This is a genomic window from Streptomyces sp. NPDC002076 (genome assembly GCF_053593835.1).
This window is the reverse complement of sequence record NZ_JBSFDI010000006.1, coordinates 281,748-298,814: the sequence shown is the minus strand read 5'-3', so window position 1 is coordinate 298,814 and position 17,067 is coordinate 281,748. Positions and strand designations below refer to the sequence as shown.

15 protein-coding genes, 1 tRNA gene and 1 pseudogene are annotated in these 17,067 nt (G+C 67.7%); 9 read left to right on the top strand and 8 right to left on the bottom strand.

The genetic code is table 11. The features are described 5' to 3' along the window. Nucleotides 1-250: 250 nt before the first annotated feature. Nucleotides 251-1,345, top strand: coding sequence for a hypothetical protein (locus tag ACWCQS_RS15820; RefSeq protein WP_451004938.1), 1,095 nt, complete (start codon nt 251-253; stop codon nt 1,343-1,345). A gap of 198 nt (nt 1,346-1,543) precedes the next feature. Here ACWCQS_RS15820 and ACWCQS_RS15815 read toward each other — a convergent pair. Beyond that, nucleotides 1,544-1,627 (bottom strand) — tRNA-Leu (locus ACWCQS_RS15815). A 640-nt stretch (nt 1,628-2,267) separates the two neighbouring features. On the opposite strand from ACWCQS_RS15815, the gene ACWCQS_RS15810 reads away from it, so the two are divergent. The 7 genes from ACWCQS_RS15810 to ACWCQS_RS15780 all read left to right on the top strand — a co-directional run bounded on the left by ACWCQS_RS15810 (nt 2,268) and on the right by ACWCQS_RS15780 (nt 11,077). After that, nucleotides 2,268-3,131 (top strand): FhaA domain-containing protein, encoded by an 864-nt coding sequence (locus tag ACWCQS_RS15810; RefSeq protein WP_451004937.1) that lies wholly within the window; start codon nt 2,268-2,270, stop codon nt 3,129-3,131. Nucleotides 3,132-3,141: 10 nt separating this feature from the next. Next, nucleotides 3,142-3,672 (top strand): FHA domain-containing protein FhaB/FipA, encoded by a 531-nt coding sequence (locus tag ACWCQS_RS15805; protein WP_450981505.1) that lies wholly within the window; start codon nt 3,142-3,144, stop codon nt 3,670-3,672. A gap of 132 nt (nt 3,673-3,804) precedes the next feature. After that, on the top strand, nt 3,805-5,349 hold the full coding sequence (locus ACWCQS_RS15800) for a Stp1/IreP family PP2C-type Ser/Thr phosphatase (protein WP_451004936.1): 1,545 nt from the start codon (nt 3,805-3,807) through the stop codon (nt 5,347-5,349). A 27-nt stretch (nt 5,350-5,376) separates the two neighbouring features. Further along, nucleotides 5,377-6,828, top strand: a complete 1,452-nt coding sequence (locus ACWCQS_RS15795; protein WP_388622872.1) for an FtsW/RodA/SpoVE family cell cycle protein — start codon at nt 5,377-5,379, stop codon at nt 6,826-6,828. Beyond that, on the top strand, nt 6,825-8,300 hold the full coding sequence (locus ACWCQS_RS15790) for a peptidoglycan D,D-transpeptidase FtsI family protein (RefSeq protein WP_451004935.1): 1,476 nt from the start codon (nt 6,825-6,827) through the stop codon (nt 8,298-8,300). Before ACWCQS_RS15795 ends, ACWCQS_RS15790 begins: the two co-directional genes overlap by 4 nt. 189 nt (nt 8,301-8,489) lie before the next feature. Continuing rightward, nucleotides 8,490-10,487 carry a Stk1 family PASTA domain-containing Ser/Thr kinase gene (gene pknB / locus ACWCQS_RS15785; protein ID WP_451004934.1) on the top strand — a complete coding sequence of 666 codons (1,998 nt, stop codon included), beginning with the start codon at nt 8,490-8,492 and terminating at the stop codon, nt 10,485-10,487. Nucleotides 10,488-10,900: 413 nt separating this feature from the next. Further along, nucleotides 10,901-11,077: a hypothetical protein gene (locus ACWCQS_RS15780; protein WP_451005085.1), complete on the top strand. Its 177-nt coding sequence runs from the start codon at nt 10,901-10,903 to the stop codon at nt 11,075-11,077. 129 nt (nt 11,078-11,206) lie between these two features. On the opposite strand, the pseudogene ACWCQS_RS15775 reads toward ACWCQS_RS15780, so the two are convergent. Beyond that, a pseudogene (locus ACWCQS_RS15775) lies at nt 11,207-11,416 on the bottom strand (sortase domain-containing protein); the annotation flags it as partial. A gap of 133 nt (nt 11,417-11,549) precedes the next feature. Between ACWCQS_RS15775 and ACWCQS_RS15770 the strand changes: the two are divergent. Next, on the top strand, nt 11,550-12,581 hold the full coding sequence (locus ACWCQS_RS15770) for a restriction endonuclease (RefSeq protein ID WP_451004933.1): 1,032 nt from the start codon (nt 11,550-11,552) through the stop codon (nt 12,579-12,581). Nucleotides 12,582-12,681: 100 nt separating this feature from the next. Here the strand turns inward: ACWCQS_RS15770 and ACWCQS_RS15765 are convergent, their stop codons facing one another. The 6 genes from ACWCQS_RS15765 to ACWCQS_RS15740 are packed head-to-tail and all read right to left on the bottom strand — an operon-like array spanning nt 12,682 to nt 16,972. Beyond that, the gene (locus ACWCQS_RS15765) at nt 12,682-13,437 is read right to left on the bottom strand and encodes a class E sortase (protein WP_451004932.1); all 756 of its coding nucleotides are present in this window, start codon (nt 13,435-13,437) and stop codon (nt 12,682-12,684) included. 29 nt (nt 13,438-13,466) lie between these two features. Then, nucleotides 13,467-14,573, bottom strand: a complete 1,107-nt coding sequence (locus tag ACWCQS_RS15760; RefSeq protein WP_451004931.1) for a class E sortase — start codon at nt 14,571-14,573, stop codon at nt 13,467-13,469. Further along, nucleotides 14,570-15,208, bottom strand: a complete 639-nt coding sequence (locus ACWCQS_RS15755; RefSeq protein ID WP_351601151.1) for an aminodeoxychorismate/anthranilate synthase component II — start codon at nt 15,206-15,208, stop codon at nt 14,570-14,572. The genes ACWCQS_RS15760 and ACWCQS_RS15755 overlap by 4 nt, the downstream gene beginning before the upstream one ends. Continuing rightward, the gene (locus ACWCQS_RS15750; protein WP_451004930.1) at nt 15,205-15,366 is read right to left on the bottom strand and encodes a hypothetical protein; all 162 of its coding nucleotides are present in this window, start codon (nt 15,364-15,366) and stop codon (nt 15,205-15,207) included. The genes ACWCQS_RS15755 and ACWCQS_RS15750 overlap by 4 nt, the downstream gene beginning before the upstream one ends. 52 nt (nt 15,367-15,418) lie before the next feature. Then, nucleotides 15,419-16,129 (bottom strand): class E sortase, encoded by a 711-nt coding sequence (locus ACWCQS_RS15745; protein WP_451004929.1) that lies wholly within the window; start codon nt 16,127-16,129, stop codon nt 15,419-15,421. A gap of 54 nt (nt 16,130-16,183) precedes the next feature. Then, on the bottom strand, nt 16,184-16,972 hold the full coding sequence (locus ACWCQS_RS15740) for a DUF881 domain-containing protein (RefSeq protein ID WP_451004928.1): 789 nt from the start codon (nt 16,970-16,972) through the stop codon (nt 16,184-16,186). Nucleotides 16,973-17,067: the final 95 nt, after the last annotated feature.

Sequence of the window (17,067 nt, the reverse complement as noted above, 5' to 3'; positions counted from 1 at the left end):
CGGCAGCCGACCTCGACGACCTGGCGGAGCGGGAGCGGCGGCTGGCCCTGTTCACCGAGTTCGTGCTGGACGCTCCGTACGGCCCCTCCACACCCTCCTGAGCGAACTGGCAGAGGTCTCCCTGGGCATCGACGCCACCCCCGTCCGGACGTTCTCCCGCGGTCGCCGTACGAGGGGCCCCGAACTCGCCACCGACCCGGACGCCGGCTGGTACGTACGCGAAGGCGACCACCGGGACCCCGACTCACCCGTGTCCGAGTCCATGCGCCCAGCTCCTCCACCCACGAAACCGGGCAAGGCCAAGGCCATCGAGGACAAGAAGAAGACCTCGCTCAGGAAGAGGTATCTCTTCGGATACGACGCCCACCTCATCGTGACCCGCGACGCAGAACACGACTCCGTCCTCCTCGACGACGGCACACCCGACCCCGAGGTCCTCCCCGCCCTCGTCCTCGGTGCCGCCCTCGACAAACCCGGCCATCGCCCGGCGTACAACGGCCTGAAGATCCTCAACCGACTCCGGGAGCGTGGATACAAACCCGGATTCCTGGCCGGCGACCGGGCCTACAACAACTCCGAGCCCGACGAGTGGCAGCTCCCCATCCGGGCCATGGGCTACAAGCCCGTCTACGACTACCGGGGAGACCAGCTCGGCAAGCAGGGCGGAACGCACGGCGCGATCCTCGTCGAGGGCCGCTGGTACTGCCCGTCCATGCCCCAGCCCCTCATCGACGCCACCATCGACCTCCACGCCGAACGCATCGACCGCGAAACCTGGGTCCGGCTCATCGCGGCCCGCCGCGCGTACCGCCTGATGCCCAAAGAAAACGCCGATGCAGACGGCTACCAGCGGATGATGTGCCCCGCCGAGGCAGGCAAGGCTCAGTGCCCCATCAAGCCCCGCACCATGGGCCGCGGAATCCACCTCCCCCTGGTCGACCCGGAGCCCAGCCCGGTCGGCCCGCTGAAGGTCTGCCGCCAGAAGACCATCACCATCAGCCCCGAGACCGGCGCCAAGCACTGGCAGGCCCTGGAGTACGGCAGCCCGGAATGGCAGAAAGTCTACTTCCGGCTCCGCAACAGCGTCGAGGGCTACAACGGCTACGCCAAGAACCCCCTCGCCGAGGGCATCGAATCGGCTGGCTCCCGCCGCATCCGCGGCATCGCGGCGCAAACGATCTTGCTCGCCTTCCAGCTGGCCCACGCCAACCGCCGCAAGATCAAAAAGTGGCTGGACACGCTGTCCCTCGGCGGCGAGCGCCCACGGCGGCGCACCCATCACCGCCGTCAGACGAAAGAACCGAAGACCTGGACCCCGACCGGGCACCTCGCACCCGCCGCCTAGCCGGATCGACTCCCGCGTAACAACACGACATCGCTCACAGAAAAGCTGTAGACCCCATCGGTGAGATAGCTCACCGATGGGGTCTCCTACGTCCGCCTCCAGGTTGTGCGATACCTCACAAACCCGGACACAACGAGAAACGGGCCTCTGCGGTGACTTCCGTCACCGGCAGAGACCCGTTTCGTCGGTTTCTCTCTGTGCGCGAGGGGGGAGTTGAACCCCCACGCCCTTGCGGGCACTGGAACCTGAATCCAGCGCGTCTGCCTATTCCGCCACCCGCGCATTGGGTGTGTCTTCCGGTTCCCGCCCTTTCGGGCCGGCCCCTTCCGACACCCAGAACATTAGCACGTCGTACGGGGTGGGTTCACATCCCTTCCCTCCGGCCCGAGACCGCCCCGGACCCCCGAGACAGCCCCGAGCCCGCCACGACCCCACCAGGCCCCCACCCAGGCCCGTCATGCCCCCCGTCACGCCCCCACCCAAGCACCAACTCCCCACCGACCCCCGCCCCAAGCCCACAACCCCCGCCCCCCCCAACCGCGCCCGAGGCCAAGCCCAACCCCGCGCCCGCGCCCGAGACCAAGCCCACAACGCCCCCCAACCGCCCCTCCTACCCACCCCATCCCTCCCCCACGTATCAAGGAGACTCGGTTCACGTATCAACCTCGTACCGTTCCCCGGCATCTCCCCAGGAGCCGGGCCGGGTCCACAGCCAGGTGCGGGACACTGGTCTTCGCCCCCCTCTACGATCCATGGCAGCAGGAGTGCGCACCGGGAGTTCGAAGGGGAGCCGCTGGGGGAACCGGCTGATTGCCGGGCGCGTAGATACGATCAGTGCGCAGTACCAGCGGAACCGGCAGTACAGGCAAGGCAGCGGCCACACAGCAGGGCAAGGCAACGGCAAGGATGGAGGAGGTGCCCCATGGGAGTCCTGAAGAAGTTCGAGCAGCGTCTCGAAGGTCTGGTGAACGGCACCTTCGCCAAGGTCTTCAAGTCCGAGGTCCAGCCCGTGGAGATCGCCGGCGCGCTCCAGCGCGAGTGCGACAACAACGCCACGATCTGGAACCGTGACCGGACCGTCGTACCGAACGACTTCATCGTGGAGCTGAGCGCGCCGGACTACGAGCGCCTCAGCCCGTACTCCGGGCAGCTCGGCGACGAGCTGGCCGGCATGGTGCGCGACTACGCCAAGCAGCAGCGCTACACCTTCATGGGCCCGATCAAGGTCAATCTGGAGAAGGCCGACGACCTCGACACCGGCCTGTACCGGGTGCGCTCGCGCACCCTCGCCTCCTCCAGCAGCCAGCAGGGGCAGCAGGCCGCCGCGGCCCCGGCCCCCGGCCGTCCCGGGCAGGGCGGCCCGGGCGGGTACGGCTATCCGTCCGCCGCGCCCGCCGGCGCGCCCCCGATGCCGGCCGCACCGCCGCCCGGCGCCCGCCCCGGCGGCTACGGATACCCCCAGCCCGCCACCCAGCGGCCCGCGGCCGCCCCGGCGAGCGGCGGGCGCACCCGCTACTGGATCGAGATCAACGGCACCCGCCACCAGATCTCCCGCCCGACGCTGGTGCTGGGCCGCAGCACCGACGCCGACGTGCGGATCGACGACCCCGGCGTCTCCCGCCGGCACTGCGAGATCCGGACCGGAACACCCTCGACGATCCAGGATCTCGGTTCCACCAACGGCATCGTGGTGGACGGGCAGCACACCACCCGCGCTACGCTCCGCGACGGCTCGCGGATCGTCGTGGGCAGCACCACCGTTATCTATAGGCAAGCCGAAGGGTGAAGCGGGGGCAATGTCAGAGCTGACCCTCACGGTCATGCGGCTGGGTTTCCTGGCCGTACTGTGGCTGTTCGTGATCGTGGCCGTGCAGGTCATCCGGAGCGACCTGTTCGGTACGCGCGTCACCCAGCGCGGAGCGCGCAGGGAGGCCGGGCGCGCGCAAGCGCAGGGCCGGCAGCAGGCGGCCCGGCAGCAGTCGGCGCCCCCGCAGCAGCGCGGCCAGCAGGGCGGCGGCCGGCGCGGCCGCAACGCCCCCACCAAGCTGGTGGTGACCGAGGGCACACTGACCGGCACGACGGTCGCGCTGCAGGGGCAGACGATCACGCTGGGCCGGGCGCACGACTCCACGATCGTGCTGGACGACGACTACGCCTCCAGCCGTCATGCCAGGATCTACCCGGACCGCGACGGTCAGTGGATCGTCGAGGACCTCGGCTCCACCAACGGCACCTACCTGGACCGGTCCCGGCTGACGACTCCCACGCCGATCCCGCTGGGCGCGCCGATCCGCATCGGCAAGACCGTCATCGAGCTGCGGAAGTAGTACGACAATGAGCGAGCGGAGCGAGCACGCAGAAGCAGGCCGCACCCCGGCCTCCGGCGCGCTCCCGACCGGAGGGTGGGCAGTGTGGCTCGACACGACCGGCTGCATTCGGAGCCGACGGGCGAGGTGCGCATGAGTCTGTCACTGCGCTTTGCCGCCGGATCGCACAAGGGCATGATCCGGGAGGGCAACGAGGACTCGGGCTACGCCGGTCCGCGGCTGCTCGCGATCGCCGACGGCATGGGCGGCCAGGCGGCCGGCGAGGTCGCCTCCTCCGAGGTGATCTCCACCCTGGTCACCCTCGACGACGACGTGCCCGGCTCCGACATCCTCACCTCCCTCGGCGCCGCCGTGCAGCGCGCCAACGACCAGCTGCGCGCCATGGTCGAGGAGGACCCCCAGCTGGAGGGCATGGGGACCACGCTGACCGCACTGCTGTGGACCGGGCAGCGGCTCGGGCTCGTCCACGTCGGCGACTCCCGCGCCTATCTGCTGCGTGACGGGGTGCTCACGCAGATCACGCAGGACCACACCTGGGTGCAGCGGCTCGTCGACGAGGGCCGGATCACCGAGGAAGAGGCCACCTCCCACCCCCAGCGCTCCCTGCTGATGCGCGCCCTCGGCAGCGGCGACCACGTCGAGCCCGACCTGTCCATCCGCGAGGTCCGGGCCGGCGACCGCTATCTGATCTGTTCCGACGGTCTGTCCGGCGTCGTCTCCCACCAGACGATCGAGGAGACCCTCGCCAGCTACCAGGGCCCGCAGGAGACCGTGCAGGAGCTGATCCAGCTCGCGCTGCGCGGCGGCGGCCCCGACAACATCACCGTCATCGTCGCCGACGTCCTGGACCTGGACACCGGTGACACCCTCGCCGGGCAGCTGTCCGACCAGCCGGTCGTGGTCGGCGCGGTCGCCGAGAACCAGCACCATCTGCACGACAACGGCATCATGCAGACCCCGGCCGGCCGCGCCTCGCACCTGGGCCGCCGGGCGCCCGGGCACGGCGGCGGCGAGTTCGGCCCGCCCGGCTCCGGCGACACCACCGGGTACATCCCGGCGGGCAGTTTCGACGACTACGCCGACGGCGACTTCACCAAGCCGCGCGGCGGGCGCAAGTGGCTGAAGAGATCGTTCTACAGCGTGCTCGCCCTCGCCGTGATCGGCGGCGGCCTCTACGGCGGCTACCGCTGGACCCAATCGCAGTACTACGTCGGCGCCAAGGGCGAGCACGTGGCGCTGTACCGCGGGATCAGCCAGGACCTGGCCTGGGTGTCGCTGTCGAAGGTGGAGAAGGACCACCCCGAGATCGAACTCAAGTACCTGCCGCCCTACCAGCAGAAGCAGGTCAAGAACACGATCGCGGCGGGCGGTCTGCAGCAGGCGCAGGCGAAGATCCAGGCGCTGTCGGTGCAGGCCTCCGCGTGCAAGAAGCAGGCGCAGCGCACGGCCGTCGAATCGCAGCAGAACGCGAAGACGGGCCAGGGCGAGGCCGGGGGCACCACGGGAACCACCCGTACCGCTTTCACGTCCAAGGCAACACCGACACCGCACCCATCCGGTTCGGCGCCCGCTACGAAGAACCCTTCGAAGCCGCCGTCCGCGACCACCACCCCCAACCCCGGCCCGAGCCTCTCCGAGGATGAAAAGAAGGTCGTCGATCAGTGCGGCAAGCAGTAGCCGAGCCGCGAGAGGCCCTGTCACACGATGAGCAGTACGACTAACTCGCCGACGCACCACACGTCCACGATCGGCGCGATCGGCGCGCCGAGCCGCCGCAACACCGAGCTGGCCCTGCTGGTCTTCGCCGTGGCCATCCCGGTGTTCGCCTACGCCAACGTGGGCCTGGCCATCAACAACTCGGTGCCCGCCGGGCTGCTGTCCTACGGCCTCGGTCTCGGTCTGCTGGCCGGCGTCGCCCATCTCGCCGTACGGAAGTTCGCCCCGTACGCCGACCCGCTGCTGCTGCCGCTGGCCACGCTGCTCAACGGGCTCGGACTCGTGGTGATCTGGCGGCTGGACCAGTCGAAGCTGCTGCAGTCGCTGCCCCACTTCGCCGCGGCCGCGCCCCGCCAGCTGCTGTACAGCGCGCTGGGCATCGCCATGTTCGCCGCGGTGCTGATCTTCCTGAAGGACCACCGCGTCCTGCAGCGCTACACGTACATCTCCATGGTCTGCGCCCTGGTCCTGCTGCTCCTGCCGCTGGTGCCGGGCCTCGGGGCCGACATCTACGGCGCCAAGATCTGGATCCGCGTCCCCGGCCTGGGCTCCCTCCAGCCCGGTGAGTTCGCGAAGATCGTCCTCGCCGTCTTCTTCGCCGGCTATCTGATGGTGAAGCGCGACGCCCTGGCCCTCGCCAGCCGCCGCTTCATGGGCCTGTACCTGCCGCGCGGCCGCGACCTCGGCCCCATCCTGGTCGTCTGGGCGATGTCGATCCTCATCCTCGTCTTCGAGACCGACCTCGGCACCTCGCTGCTGTTCTTCGGAATGTTCGTCATCATGCTGTACGTCGCCACCGAGCGGACCAGCTGGATCGTCTTCGGTCTGCTGATGTCCGCGGTCGGCGCCGTCGGCGTGGCGAGCTTCGAGTCGCACATCCAGACGCGTGTCCACGCCTGGCTCAACCCGATGCGCGAGTACCAGCTCAGCCGCCAGGTCACCCACGACGGCATCCTCCACTCCGACCAGCTGCAGCAGTCCCTGTGGGCGTTCGGCTCCGGCGGCACCCTCGGCACCGGCTGGGGCCAGGGTCACTCGGACCTGATCAAGTTCGCCGCCAACTCCGACTTCGTCTTCGCCACCTTCGGCGAGGAGCTGGGCCTCGCGGGCATCATGGCGATGCTGCTGATCTACGGCCTGATCGTGGAACGCGGCCTGCGCACCGCCCTCGCCGCCCGCGACCCGTTCGGCAAGCTGCTCGCCGTCGGCCTGTCCGGCGCCTTCGCGCTGCAGGTGTTCGTCGTGGCCGGCGGTGTGATGGGCCTCATCCCACTGACCGGTATGACGATGCCGTTCGTCGCGTACGGCGGTTCCTCCGTGCTGGCCAACTGGGCACTGATCGGCATCCTCATCCGCATCAGCGACACCGCCCGCCGCCCGGCGCCCAGCCCCGCCACGAACCCCGACGCCGAGATGACCCAGGTGGTCCGCCCGTCATGAACAAGCCCCTGCGCCGGATCGCGATCTTCTGCGGCCTGCTCGTGCTGGCCCTGCTGATCCGGGACAACTACCTCCAGTACGTCAAGGCCGACCAGCTCGCCACCGAGAAGGACAACCGCCGGGTCGCCATCGAGCGCTACGCCCACCCGCGCGGCGACATCATCGTCGACGGCAACCCGATAACCGGCTCCGTGGAGTCCAAGAGCGGCGACTTCAAGTACAAGCGGACGTACAAGGACGGGCCCATGTGGGCCCCGGTCACCGGCTACTCCTCGCAGGCCTTCGACGGCAGCCAGCTGGAGAAGCTCGACGACGGCATCCTGACCGGCAACGACGACCGGCTCTTCTTCCGCAACACCCTCGACATGGTCACGGGCAAGCCGAAGCAGGGCGGCAACGTCGTCACCACGCTGAACGCGGCCGCGCAGAAGGCCGCGTTCGACGGGCTGAAGGCGCAGGGCGGCAAGGGCGCGGTGGTCGCGCTGGAGCCGTCCACGGGCAAGATCCTGGCGCTGGCCTCCTACCCGTCGTACGACCCCTCGTCCTTCTCGGGCTACTCCAACAGCGACGCCAAGGCCTGGAACAGCCTCCAGAAGGCGAACAACCCGGCCGACCCGATGCTCAACCGCGCACTGCGCGAGACCTACCCGCCGGGCTCCACGTTCAAGCTGGTCACCGCGGCGGCCGCGCTGGAGAACGGGCTGTACAACTCGGCGGACCAGGCCACCGACTCCCCCCAGCCCTACACGCTGCCGGACACCACGCGCGAGCTGAAGAACGAGGGCAGCATCCAGTGCAAGAACGTGTCCCTCCGGGAGGCGCTGCGCATCTCCTGCAACACGGTCTTCGGTCACATCGGTGCCCAGCTCGGCAAGGACAAGATGCTGAAGGAGGCCGAGAAGTTCGGCTTCAACTCCGAGCAGTTCACCCCGGTGCGGTCGAACGCCTCCGTCTTCCCCAAGGAGATGGACCGCCCGCAGACGGCGCTCAGCTCCATCGGCCAGTTCGACACCGCCGCGACCCCGCTGCAGATGGCCATGGTCGCCTCGGCGGTCGCCGATGACGGCAAGCTGATGAAGCCGTACATGGTCGACGAGCTGCAGTCCTCCAACCTCGACCCGGTCGCGAAGACCCAGCCGGAAGAGATGAGCCGGCCGCTGTCGCCGGCCAACGCGCAGATCCTGCAGTCCATGATGGAGACGGTCGTCAAGCAGGGCACCGGCACGAAGGCGCAGATCCCCGGCGTCACCGTGGGCGGCAAGACCGGTACCGCGCAGCACGGTGTGGCCAACAGCGCCAACCCGTACGCGTGGTTCGTCTCCTACGCCAAGCTGCCCGACGGCAGCTCGCCGGTCGCCGTCGCCGTGGTCATCGAGGACGAGAGCGCCAACCGCGACGACATCTCCGGCGGCGGCCTGGCCGCGCCGATCGCGAAGAACGTCATGGAGGCAGTCATCAAGTCCAAGAAGTGACCCCGCCACCAGGAAGTGACACCGCTCACGTCTCCTTCACATCGGCGCACGTTGCGATACCGGTCCTGTATCGGGTTACTGGCTTGGCCAGGTCACACAAAGCGAGCCGGGTACGGTAGGCCCGGACGGCAGCCTCCGGCCGCACACCACTGTGCGGCCGAGACCGACGGAGAGGGCTGGTAGGTAGCTATGGAAGAGCCGCGTCGCCTCGGCGGCCGGTACGAGCTGGGCCAGGTGCTCGGCCGTGGTGGCATGGCCGAGGTCTACCTCGCGCATGACACCCGCCTGGGCCGCACCGTGGCAGTGAAGACCCTGCGCGCCGACCTGGCACGCGACCCTTCCTTCCAGGCCCGGTTCCGCCGGGAGGCCCAGTCGGCCGCCTCGCTCAACCACCCCGCGATCGTCGCGGTCTACGACACGGGTGAGGACTACATCGACGGGGTCTCCATCCCGTACATCGTGATGGAGTACGTCGACGGCTCCACCCTGCGTGAGCTTCTTCACAGCGGCCGCAAGCTGCTGCCGGAGCGCGCGATGGAGATGACCATCGGCATCCTCCAGGGCCTGGAGTACGCCCACCGCAACGGCATCGTCCACCGCGACATCAAGCCGGCCAACGTCATGCTGACCCGCAACGGCCAGGTCAAGGTCATGGACTTCGGCATCGCCCGCGCCATGGGCGACGCCGGCATGACCATGACCCAGACGGCCGCGGTCATCGGCACGGCCCAGTACCTGTCGCCGGAACAGGCGAAGGGCGAGCAGGTCGACGCCCGGTCGGACCTGTACTCGACGGGTTGCCTGCTGTACGAGCTGCTGACGGTACGGCCCCCCTTCGTGGGCGACTCCCCCGTCGCGGTGGCCTACCAGCACGTCCGTGAGGAGCCGCAGCCCCCGTCGGTCTTCGACCCCGAGATCACGCCCGAGATGGACGCGATCGTCCTGAAGGCGCTGGTCAAGGACCCGGACTACCGCTACCAGTCGGCCGACGAGATGCGCGCCGACATCGAGGCCTGCCTGGACGGCCAGCCGGTCGCGGCGACGGCCGCGATGGGCGCGGTGGGTTACGGCGGCTACCCGGACGACCAGCCGACGACGGCCCTGCGCCCGGACTCCGGCGCGGGAGCGACCAGCATGCTCCCGCCGATGAACCCGGACGGCGGCTACGGCTACGACGAGCCGTCCGGCCGCCGCCGCCAGCAGCAGAAGAAGTCCAACACCTCCACGATCCTCCTGGTGGTCGCGGGCATCCTCGTCCTGATCGGCGCGATCCTGATCGGCAAGTGGATCGCCAGCGGCGGCAACACGGGCAACGGCAAGGTGGCGGTGCCGACGTTCGTCGGCCAGACCGAGGACTCGGCCAAGAAAATGGCCGACAACGTCGACCTGAAGGTGTCGGTCACCAGGAAGCCCTGCGACGACCAGGCCAAGGGCAATGTCTGCGACCAGGATCCGCAGCCCAAGACGAACGTGGACAAGGGCAGCACGGTCAACCTGACGGTGTCGACGGGCGCGCCCAAGGTCGCCGTGCCGAACGTCCTCGGTCAGACCTTCGACGACGCCAAGGCGACGCTCGAGGGAGACAAGTACAAGTTCGACGTCGTCCGCAAGGACGAGGTATCGACGCAGCCGGCCGGCACGGTCATCAAGCAGAACCCCGATCTCGGCACGGAGGTCCAGAAGGGTTCCAAGATCACCCTGACCGTCGCCAAGGCCGCGGACAAGGTCACCGTCCCCAACACCATCATCGGCGAGTCCTGCGACCAGGCCAAGGCCGAGCTGACGCAGCTGGGCCTGGTGCCGACCTGCAACAACACCCCCACCACCAACCCGGACGACAACGGCAAGGTCACCGCGTCCAACCCGCAGCCGGGCCAGCAGGTCGACAAGAACACGCCCATCGCCCTCACCGTCAGCGTGTTCCAGCAGAGCCAGCAGACCCCGGTGCCCAATGTCGTCGGCCAGACTGTGAAGAATGCCAAGCAGATTCTTCGGCAGAACGGCTTCAACAACATCCAGTTCGCAGGCGGCAGCTCTCAGGACGACAACGCCTTCGTTACTTCTCAGGACCCGCCCTCGGGCACCCAGGCTGACCCCAACAGTCAGACGATCACGTTGACAACTGTGAGTTTCGGAGGCAACGGGGGCAACAACGGCGGAAACAACAACGGCGGCATTTTCGGCTAGAACGGCGAAGTCCGAGGACACAAGGCCATAACGTCACTCGTTCGCGGAAAGGACCTCAGCACCCACCAGGGCTGCCGAGGTCCTTTCTCTGTAAACAGGGCATTCCCCAGGGGGAAACCATGGAGCCTCACATAGTGAGCAAATCCCATGTACGGCGCGCCGCCACCTCGTTTGCTCTGAGTCTCGCAACCGTGGTTCCGGTCGTCTCATTCGCGACTCCGGCCCATGCGGCAGCGAATGTGGTCGTCCAACTGGACTGCCGTGACCAGCGGAACACCTTTCAGGTTCACGCAACCCTGGAGGGCAGTGGAGCGCCAACAGCCAAGTACGAAGTCAGCCTCAGGACCTACGACTTCATAGACGACACGCGCGCTCCGAAGATCCGTCTGCGTTCCTACAACAAGGACGGGTCGATGACCGACTATCCATGGCACACCGGCGCCCAGGGTAGGAACGTCATCTCCAACTGGGACACCACCCTTCAGCAGCCCAAGGGGCTGCACACGGTCTATCTGGAGGGAACCACCAACAGTCCGAACCACCAATATTTCTGGCAATATTTCTGGTGCGGGGACTACGCCCCGAAGTAGAGGTACGTCGGCAGGGATTTGAATGACGCAGGCCCGAAACCGCAAGAAGTGGTTGCGGCTTCGGCCTGTGCCCTGCCAGGGGGAGCGAGTTGCTGCAGGAAACGCGGTCACCGTAGTTCCTTCGGAGGAGCCCCACACCACGTACCGGTACTCCGAGGTGTACACCGGCGTGCACGTCGTCAGCGTGATGTAGTAACCCGGCTTTCTCTTGCCGGACTCCTTCGGGACCTGGTCGATGACCTTGATGTTGTACCTCGAGGTCTCCGGCAGGATCGAGTACACCTTGTAGACGTACCAGTCGTCCCGCGTCTCGAAGACGATCCGGTCGCCCTTCTTCACTCACATCCACCGTGATCGCACAGCGGTGCTCCTACCGATCGTGTCTTCATATGACAGGGCTCGTTGATCGGGTGGGGTGGGGAATCGAGTCTCTGCCCCCGCCAAATGGCTACGGCGAACCGAAGGGCAGAACGTGATCAACGATTCGGCGCTGCTGGAATCGAAGACACTGCGCAGCAGCGTGCTGGACCGCACGGACGTGCTCGACAGAGTCAAGGCACTGTCGCTGCTCCCGGACGGGATGCATGTGACGACGGCGATGGTGGCGGCGTACTTCGAGGTCGGCCTCAAAGCCATCGAATCGGTAGTCGTCGACCATCGGGAAGAACTGGAAGCCAGCGGGTACCGAGTTTTGGCAGGTACAGAACTGACCTCCTTCAAGGAGGTCTGTGGGATCCGTTCGCGCTCCCGATCACTCGCGCTGTATCCCCGGCGCGCCGTCCTCAACGTCGCGATGCTGCTCCGTGACAGCGAAGTCGCACGTCAGGTGCGGGTGTACCTCCTCGACATGGAGTACCTGGCCCGTACCCAGCCTGTGGAAAACCCGGTCCACACAGCGCCGCTGTCCCTCGACGACCGGATCGACCAACGCATCACCCGCATCCTCGGCAAGACGGTCGTGCCGATGTTCAACGCCCTGATCGAAACGTCAGGCGAGCACCGGCGGGAACTCATCTCACTCCGCACCGACGTCCAACGGGTCGAGGAGCGGCTCAGGCAGCATCACGCCCGGCTGCAGCGGTTGGAAAGCCCCCGCCCAGACCGGCCGCTCGCCGGAGTGATGTCCTCCATGGACGCCATGAACGGACGTGAATTCGAGGAGCACATCGCGGAACTCCTGCGTCGCGACGGCTGCACCAAGGTCGTCGTGCGGGGCGGCAGTCACGACGGAGGCGTCGACATCACCGCGCTCACAAGCGACGGACGAAGCCTGGCCGCCCAGTGCAAGCGCTTCGCACCCCACATCTCCATCACCAGTCCCGAGATCCGGAAGTTCATCGGAGCCGCCAAGGTGCTGCACGGCTCCGGCGTGGCTCTGTTCGTGGCGACGTGCCCCTTCACCCGTGACGCCCTGAACATCGCCGGCCAGAGCGGCATCACCGCCGTACCTCGTGGGCTGCTGGAGACGTGGAGCGCTGGGACCACGTTGGCCGTCCTGGAGTAACGGCGGTCCAGGCACACTTCAAAGGCCCGAAGCCGCAAGGGAAGATTGCGGCTTCGGGCCTTCGCCATGCTAGAGGACAGGTCTCCTAGGGAGCCCTCTGTCAGCCCCGCAACTCCGCCGGCGGCGTCCGCTTGCTGTCCACCTTCTCCACCCGGACCAGCTCGCCCCACACCACGTACCGGTACTCCGAGGTGTACACCGGCGTACATGTCGTCAGCGTGATGTAGTGGCCCGGCTTCTTCTTGCCGGACTCCTTCGGGACCTGGTCGATGACCTTGACGTTGTACTTCGAGGTCTCCGGCAGGATCGAGTAGACCTTGTAGACGTACCAGTCGTCCCGCGTCTCGAAGACGATCGGGTCGCCCTTCTTCAGCTTGTCGATGTTGTGGAACTTGGCGCCGTGCCCGTCCCGGTGGGCGGCGAGGGTGAAGTTGCCGTCCTTGCCGGTCATGGGGAGCGCGGCCTTGACCGGGTCCGTGTAGTAGCCGGCCACGCCGTCGTTGAGGACGTCCGTGCCCGTGCCCTTCTCGACCAGCACCACGCCGTTCTTCATGGCCGGCACATGCAGGAAACCGATGCCGTCCTTGGTGTCCAGCGCGCCCGGACCGGAGTCCGTGGCGTGCGCCCAGTGCTGGCGGACCTTGTCGGCCTGCTTGTCCGCCTTGCGGTCCGCTATCACGTTCGTCCACCACAGGGAGTAGACGACGAACAGGGCGAGCAACAGCCCGGCCGTGATGAGGAGTTCACCGAGGACGCTGACCGCCGTCGCTATACGGCCCGGACGCCGGCCCCTCCGGGCGGGACTCGAATCGAACGCGTCCGTGTGTTCTTCGGTGTCGTCGGTGGTCGCTGCCACAGTTTCCTCTGCCTCTGCCCTTACTCGCGTCAGCCCTGCTCGATGAGCGCGTCCGGCTTGCCCTTGCTGCGCGGGCGTTCCTCGACCATCTTGCCCCAGACGATCAGCCGGTACTTGCTGGTGAACTCCGGCGTACAGGTGGTGAGGGTGATGTAGCGGCCGGGCTTGGTGAAGCCCGAGCCCTTCGGGATGGGATCCAGCACGCTCGTGTTGGCCGGCGAGGTCACCGGCAGCGTCGAGGTCACCTTGTACACGAAGTACGTGTCCTGGGTCTCGACCACGACCGCGTCACCGGGCTGGAGCTTGTTGATGTACCGGAACGGCTCGCCGTGCGTGTTGCGGTGGGCGGCCAGTCCGAAGTTGCCGGTCTTGGCGTCCGGCATCGCCGTCTTCAGGGGAGGCTCGCCGTAGTGCCCGACCATGCCCTTGTTGAGCACCTTCTCCGTGCTGACGCCCTCCGCGATCGGCGCCACCACGTCCAGCTTGGGGATGTGCAGTATGGCGAAACCCTGCCCCGGCGCGAACACCCCCGGGTTGCGCTTCCCGCTCGCCCAGTCGTTCTGGAGCTGGTGCGTCTCGCTGCCCGCCTGCGCGTTGGCGCGGACATTGGTCCACCACAGCTGATAGGTGACGAACAGGAGCATCAGCACACCGGTGGTGATGAACACCTCACCGATCGCCCGGCTCGCGATGACGCCCGGGCCCGGCTTGCGCAGCCGCGCCTGCCGCCGCGCCTCCATCCGGGACAACGGCCGGCCGGGCTCCGCCGGCTCCCCCCGCTCCGCGGGTGCCGCTTCCCGCCCGCCGCCATGGCGTCCGCCACGGCCTCCACGGCGTTTGGCGGCCTTTCTGCGGGCCGCACGACCACCAACCGCGGGTCCGGTGGCAGACGAGGCAGAAGAGGCCGCAGAGGCGCCTGTGGGGTCCCTCTCCGTGCCCGGCGGCAGATCACCGGGGATCCGCAGCGCCATCGTCTCGTCGTCCAGCACGGGCCGGTACGTCTCGTCGTACGACCCCTCGTATGACCCCTGGTACGCGGCACCCGCCGCGTACCAGTCCCCAAGCGCACCGGAAGCCTCGTACGACTGATCCCCGTACGAGGCATCGGTCTCGCGCTCCGGGCGCAACGCGGTCACGCCGTGGCCCTGCCCACCACCGGGGCCAGCCCCGTCGACCTCGCCACGGCGCCCTGGTCGCCGCACTCCACCAGCCAGTTGGCCAGCATCCGGTGCCCGTGCTCGGTCAGCACCGACTCGGGGTGGAACTGCACGCCCTCGACCGGGAGTTCACGGTGCCTCAGGCCCATGATGATGCCGTCGTGGGTGCGGGCGGTCACCTCCAGCTCGGCCGGTACCGTCGCCGGCTCGGCGGCCAGGGAGTGGTAACGGGTCGCCGTGAAGGGCGAGGGCAGGCCCGCGAAGACACCCTTGCCCTCGTGCTCCACCAGCGAGGTCTTGCCGTGCAGCAGCTCGGGGGCCCGGTCCACCACACCGCCGTAGGCCACCTGCATCGACTGCATGCCGAGGCACACCCCGAAGACCGGCACACCGGTGGCCGCACAGTGGCGGACCATGTCCACGCACACCCCGGCCTCCTCGGGCGTCCCCGGTCCGGGCGAGAGCAGCACACCGTCGAAGCCGTCCTGGGCATGCGCCGTCGACACCTCGTCGTTGCGCAGCACCTCGCACTCGGCACCCAGCTGATACAGGTACTGGACGAGGTTGAAGACGAAGCTGTCGTAGTTGTCGACGACAAGAATCCGCGCACTCACTGGTTGTCCACCGTCACATCGTTGAAGGGCATCAGCGGTTCGGCCCACGGAAAGACGTACTGGAAGAGGATGTAGACCACGGCCAGGATCAGTAGGAGTGAGATGAACGCCTTCACCCACGCGTTCCCCGGCAGATTCCGCCAGATCCAGCCGTACATGCCGTTCCTTCCGTATCCCCACGGCACCTGACTCACGCCGTACGCCACCAGACTAACGGCGCAGAGCCTTCGGTTCGCCTGCCTCCACAGACTGCGTGGCGTCCAGGTGCGCCCAGACGATCAGCCGGTGGCTGTGCCCCCATTCCGGATCGCAGGTGGTGAGCGTCAGATACCGGCCCGGACGCGTATACCCGGACTTACGTGGCACAGGGTCGATGACCTCAACGTCCGTCGGCACGGTTTTGTAGGGCCCTTTGTCGATCCGATACGTGAACCAGGTCGTCCCGTCCGTGAGGACGACCGCGTCCCCGGGCCGCAGCTCGGGGAAGTCCTTGAACGGGTCGCCGTACGTGCGCCGGTGACCGGCCACCGCGAAGTTCCCCTCCTGGCCGAGCTGGGCGGTGCCCGCGTAGTGGGCGAGTCCCTTCGCCAGCACGTCCCTGCCGGTGCCCTCCAGGACCGGCTTGTTCCACGTGAAACCGAGCCGCGGGATGTACATGATCGCGAAGGCCTTGCCGTGGTGGTACGGCGCCGGCTTCGTCACGGCAACCGTCTGCTCGCCCACGGCGACCGCCTTCTTGCCCGGTGCCGTCGTCGGCCGCATGCTTCCCTGCGACCACTGCCGGTGCAGCTGGTCGATCTGGTCGTTCATGGCACTGTCGGCCCGCACGCCCGTCCAGAACAGCACATAGGCGACGAAGAGCACGATCAGGCTGCCGGCGGTGATGCACAGCTCGCTGACGGTCCGGACGATCACGCGCACCGGCGCCTCCGTTGACGGACGGCTGGCGGACGGCCGGCCAAGGGCTGCTGCCGGCTACTGCACGGGCTTCGCGTAGTGCAGATCCACTGTGCCCGAGTAACCGGGAAGAGTCACCGTCCCGTCGTCGGTGACTTTCCAGCCGAGGCCGTAGACATTGACGTACACCATGTAGGTCTGGATCGCCTTGCTCGCCGCGAGGGCCTGCTGCAGCTTGCCCGGATCGCCGACCGCCGTGATCTTGTACGGCGGTGAGTAGACCCTGCCCTGAAGGATCAGCGTGTTGCCGACACAGCGCACCGCACTGGTGGAGATCAGCCGCTGGTCCATGACCTTGATGCCCTGGGCGCCGCCCTGCCACAGCGCGTTCACCACGGCCTGCAGATCCTGCTGGTGGATGACCAGATAGTCGGGCTGCGGCTCGGGATAGCCGGGGAGCTTGGCAGTGGCGTTGGGCGGGGCATCGTTCAGGGTGACGGTGATGGCGTGACCGGTGAGCTTCTGGGTGCCGGCGCTCTTCTCCAGCCCGCTCAGCCTGCGGTCCTGCGCCTTGCTGCTGCCGTCGTCGCTCTCGGCGAGGGACTCCACGCTGCCGCGCAGGGCCGCGTCGGACTCGTCCAGCTCCTTGTTCTTGCGACTGCGCTGCTGGATCAGGTCCGACAGCTTCAGCAGGGAGCCGTCCTGGCGGATGTCGGTGCCCTTGGCCGTGTCGAAGCTGGTGAAGAAGATCAGTCCCGCGAGCGCGAAGACGGCCGCCGTGAGCATCCGTGCAGGGCGGACACGCATACGGCGGCCAGGGCCGGAGCCCGTTGATTGCGTCCCGGTGGAGTCGGCAGAATTGCTCAACGTACCCTTATCTCCTTCGGCGCCACGGAAGCACTACGCTAACGGACGCCCGGGGGAGCACACAGAGTCGTCATGCCGACCACTTGTACGCTGCC

Coding starts and splice junctions, on each gene's coding strand:
- ACWCQS_RS15810 (WP_451004937.1), top strand. CDS start 2,268: ATGGGAGTCCTGAAGAAGTTCGAGCAGCGTCTCGAAGGTCTGGTGAAC.
- ACWCQS_RS15805 (WP_450981505.1), top strand. CDS start 3,142: ATGTCAGAGCTGACCCTCACGGTCATGCGGCTGGGTTTCCTGGCCGTA.
- ACWCQS_RS15800 (WP_451004936.1), top strand. CDS start 3,805: ATGAGTCTGTCACTGCGCTTTGCCGCCGGATCGCACAAGGGCATGATC.
- ACWCQS_RS15795 (WP_388622872.1), top strand. CDS start 5,377: ATGAGCAGTACGACTAACTCGCCGACGCACCACACGTCCACGATCGGC.
- ACWCQS_RS15790 (WP_451004935.1), top strand. CDS start 6,825: ATGAACAAGCCCCTGCGCCGGATCGCGATCTTCTGCGGCCTGCTCGTG.
- pknB (WP_451004934.1), top strand. CDS start 8,490: ATGGAAGAGCCGCGTCGCCTCGGCGGCCGGTACGAGCTGGGCCAGGTG.
- ACWCQS_RS15780 (WP_451005085.1), top strand. CDS start 10,901: ATGACCGACTATCCATGGCACACCGGCGCCCAGGGTAGGAACGTCATC.
- ACWCQS_RS15750 (WP_451004930.1), bottom strand. CDS start 15,366: ATGTACGGCTGGATCTGGCGGAATCTGCCGGGGAACGCGTGGGTGAAG.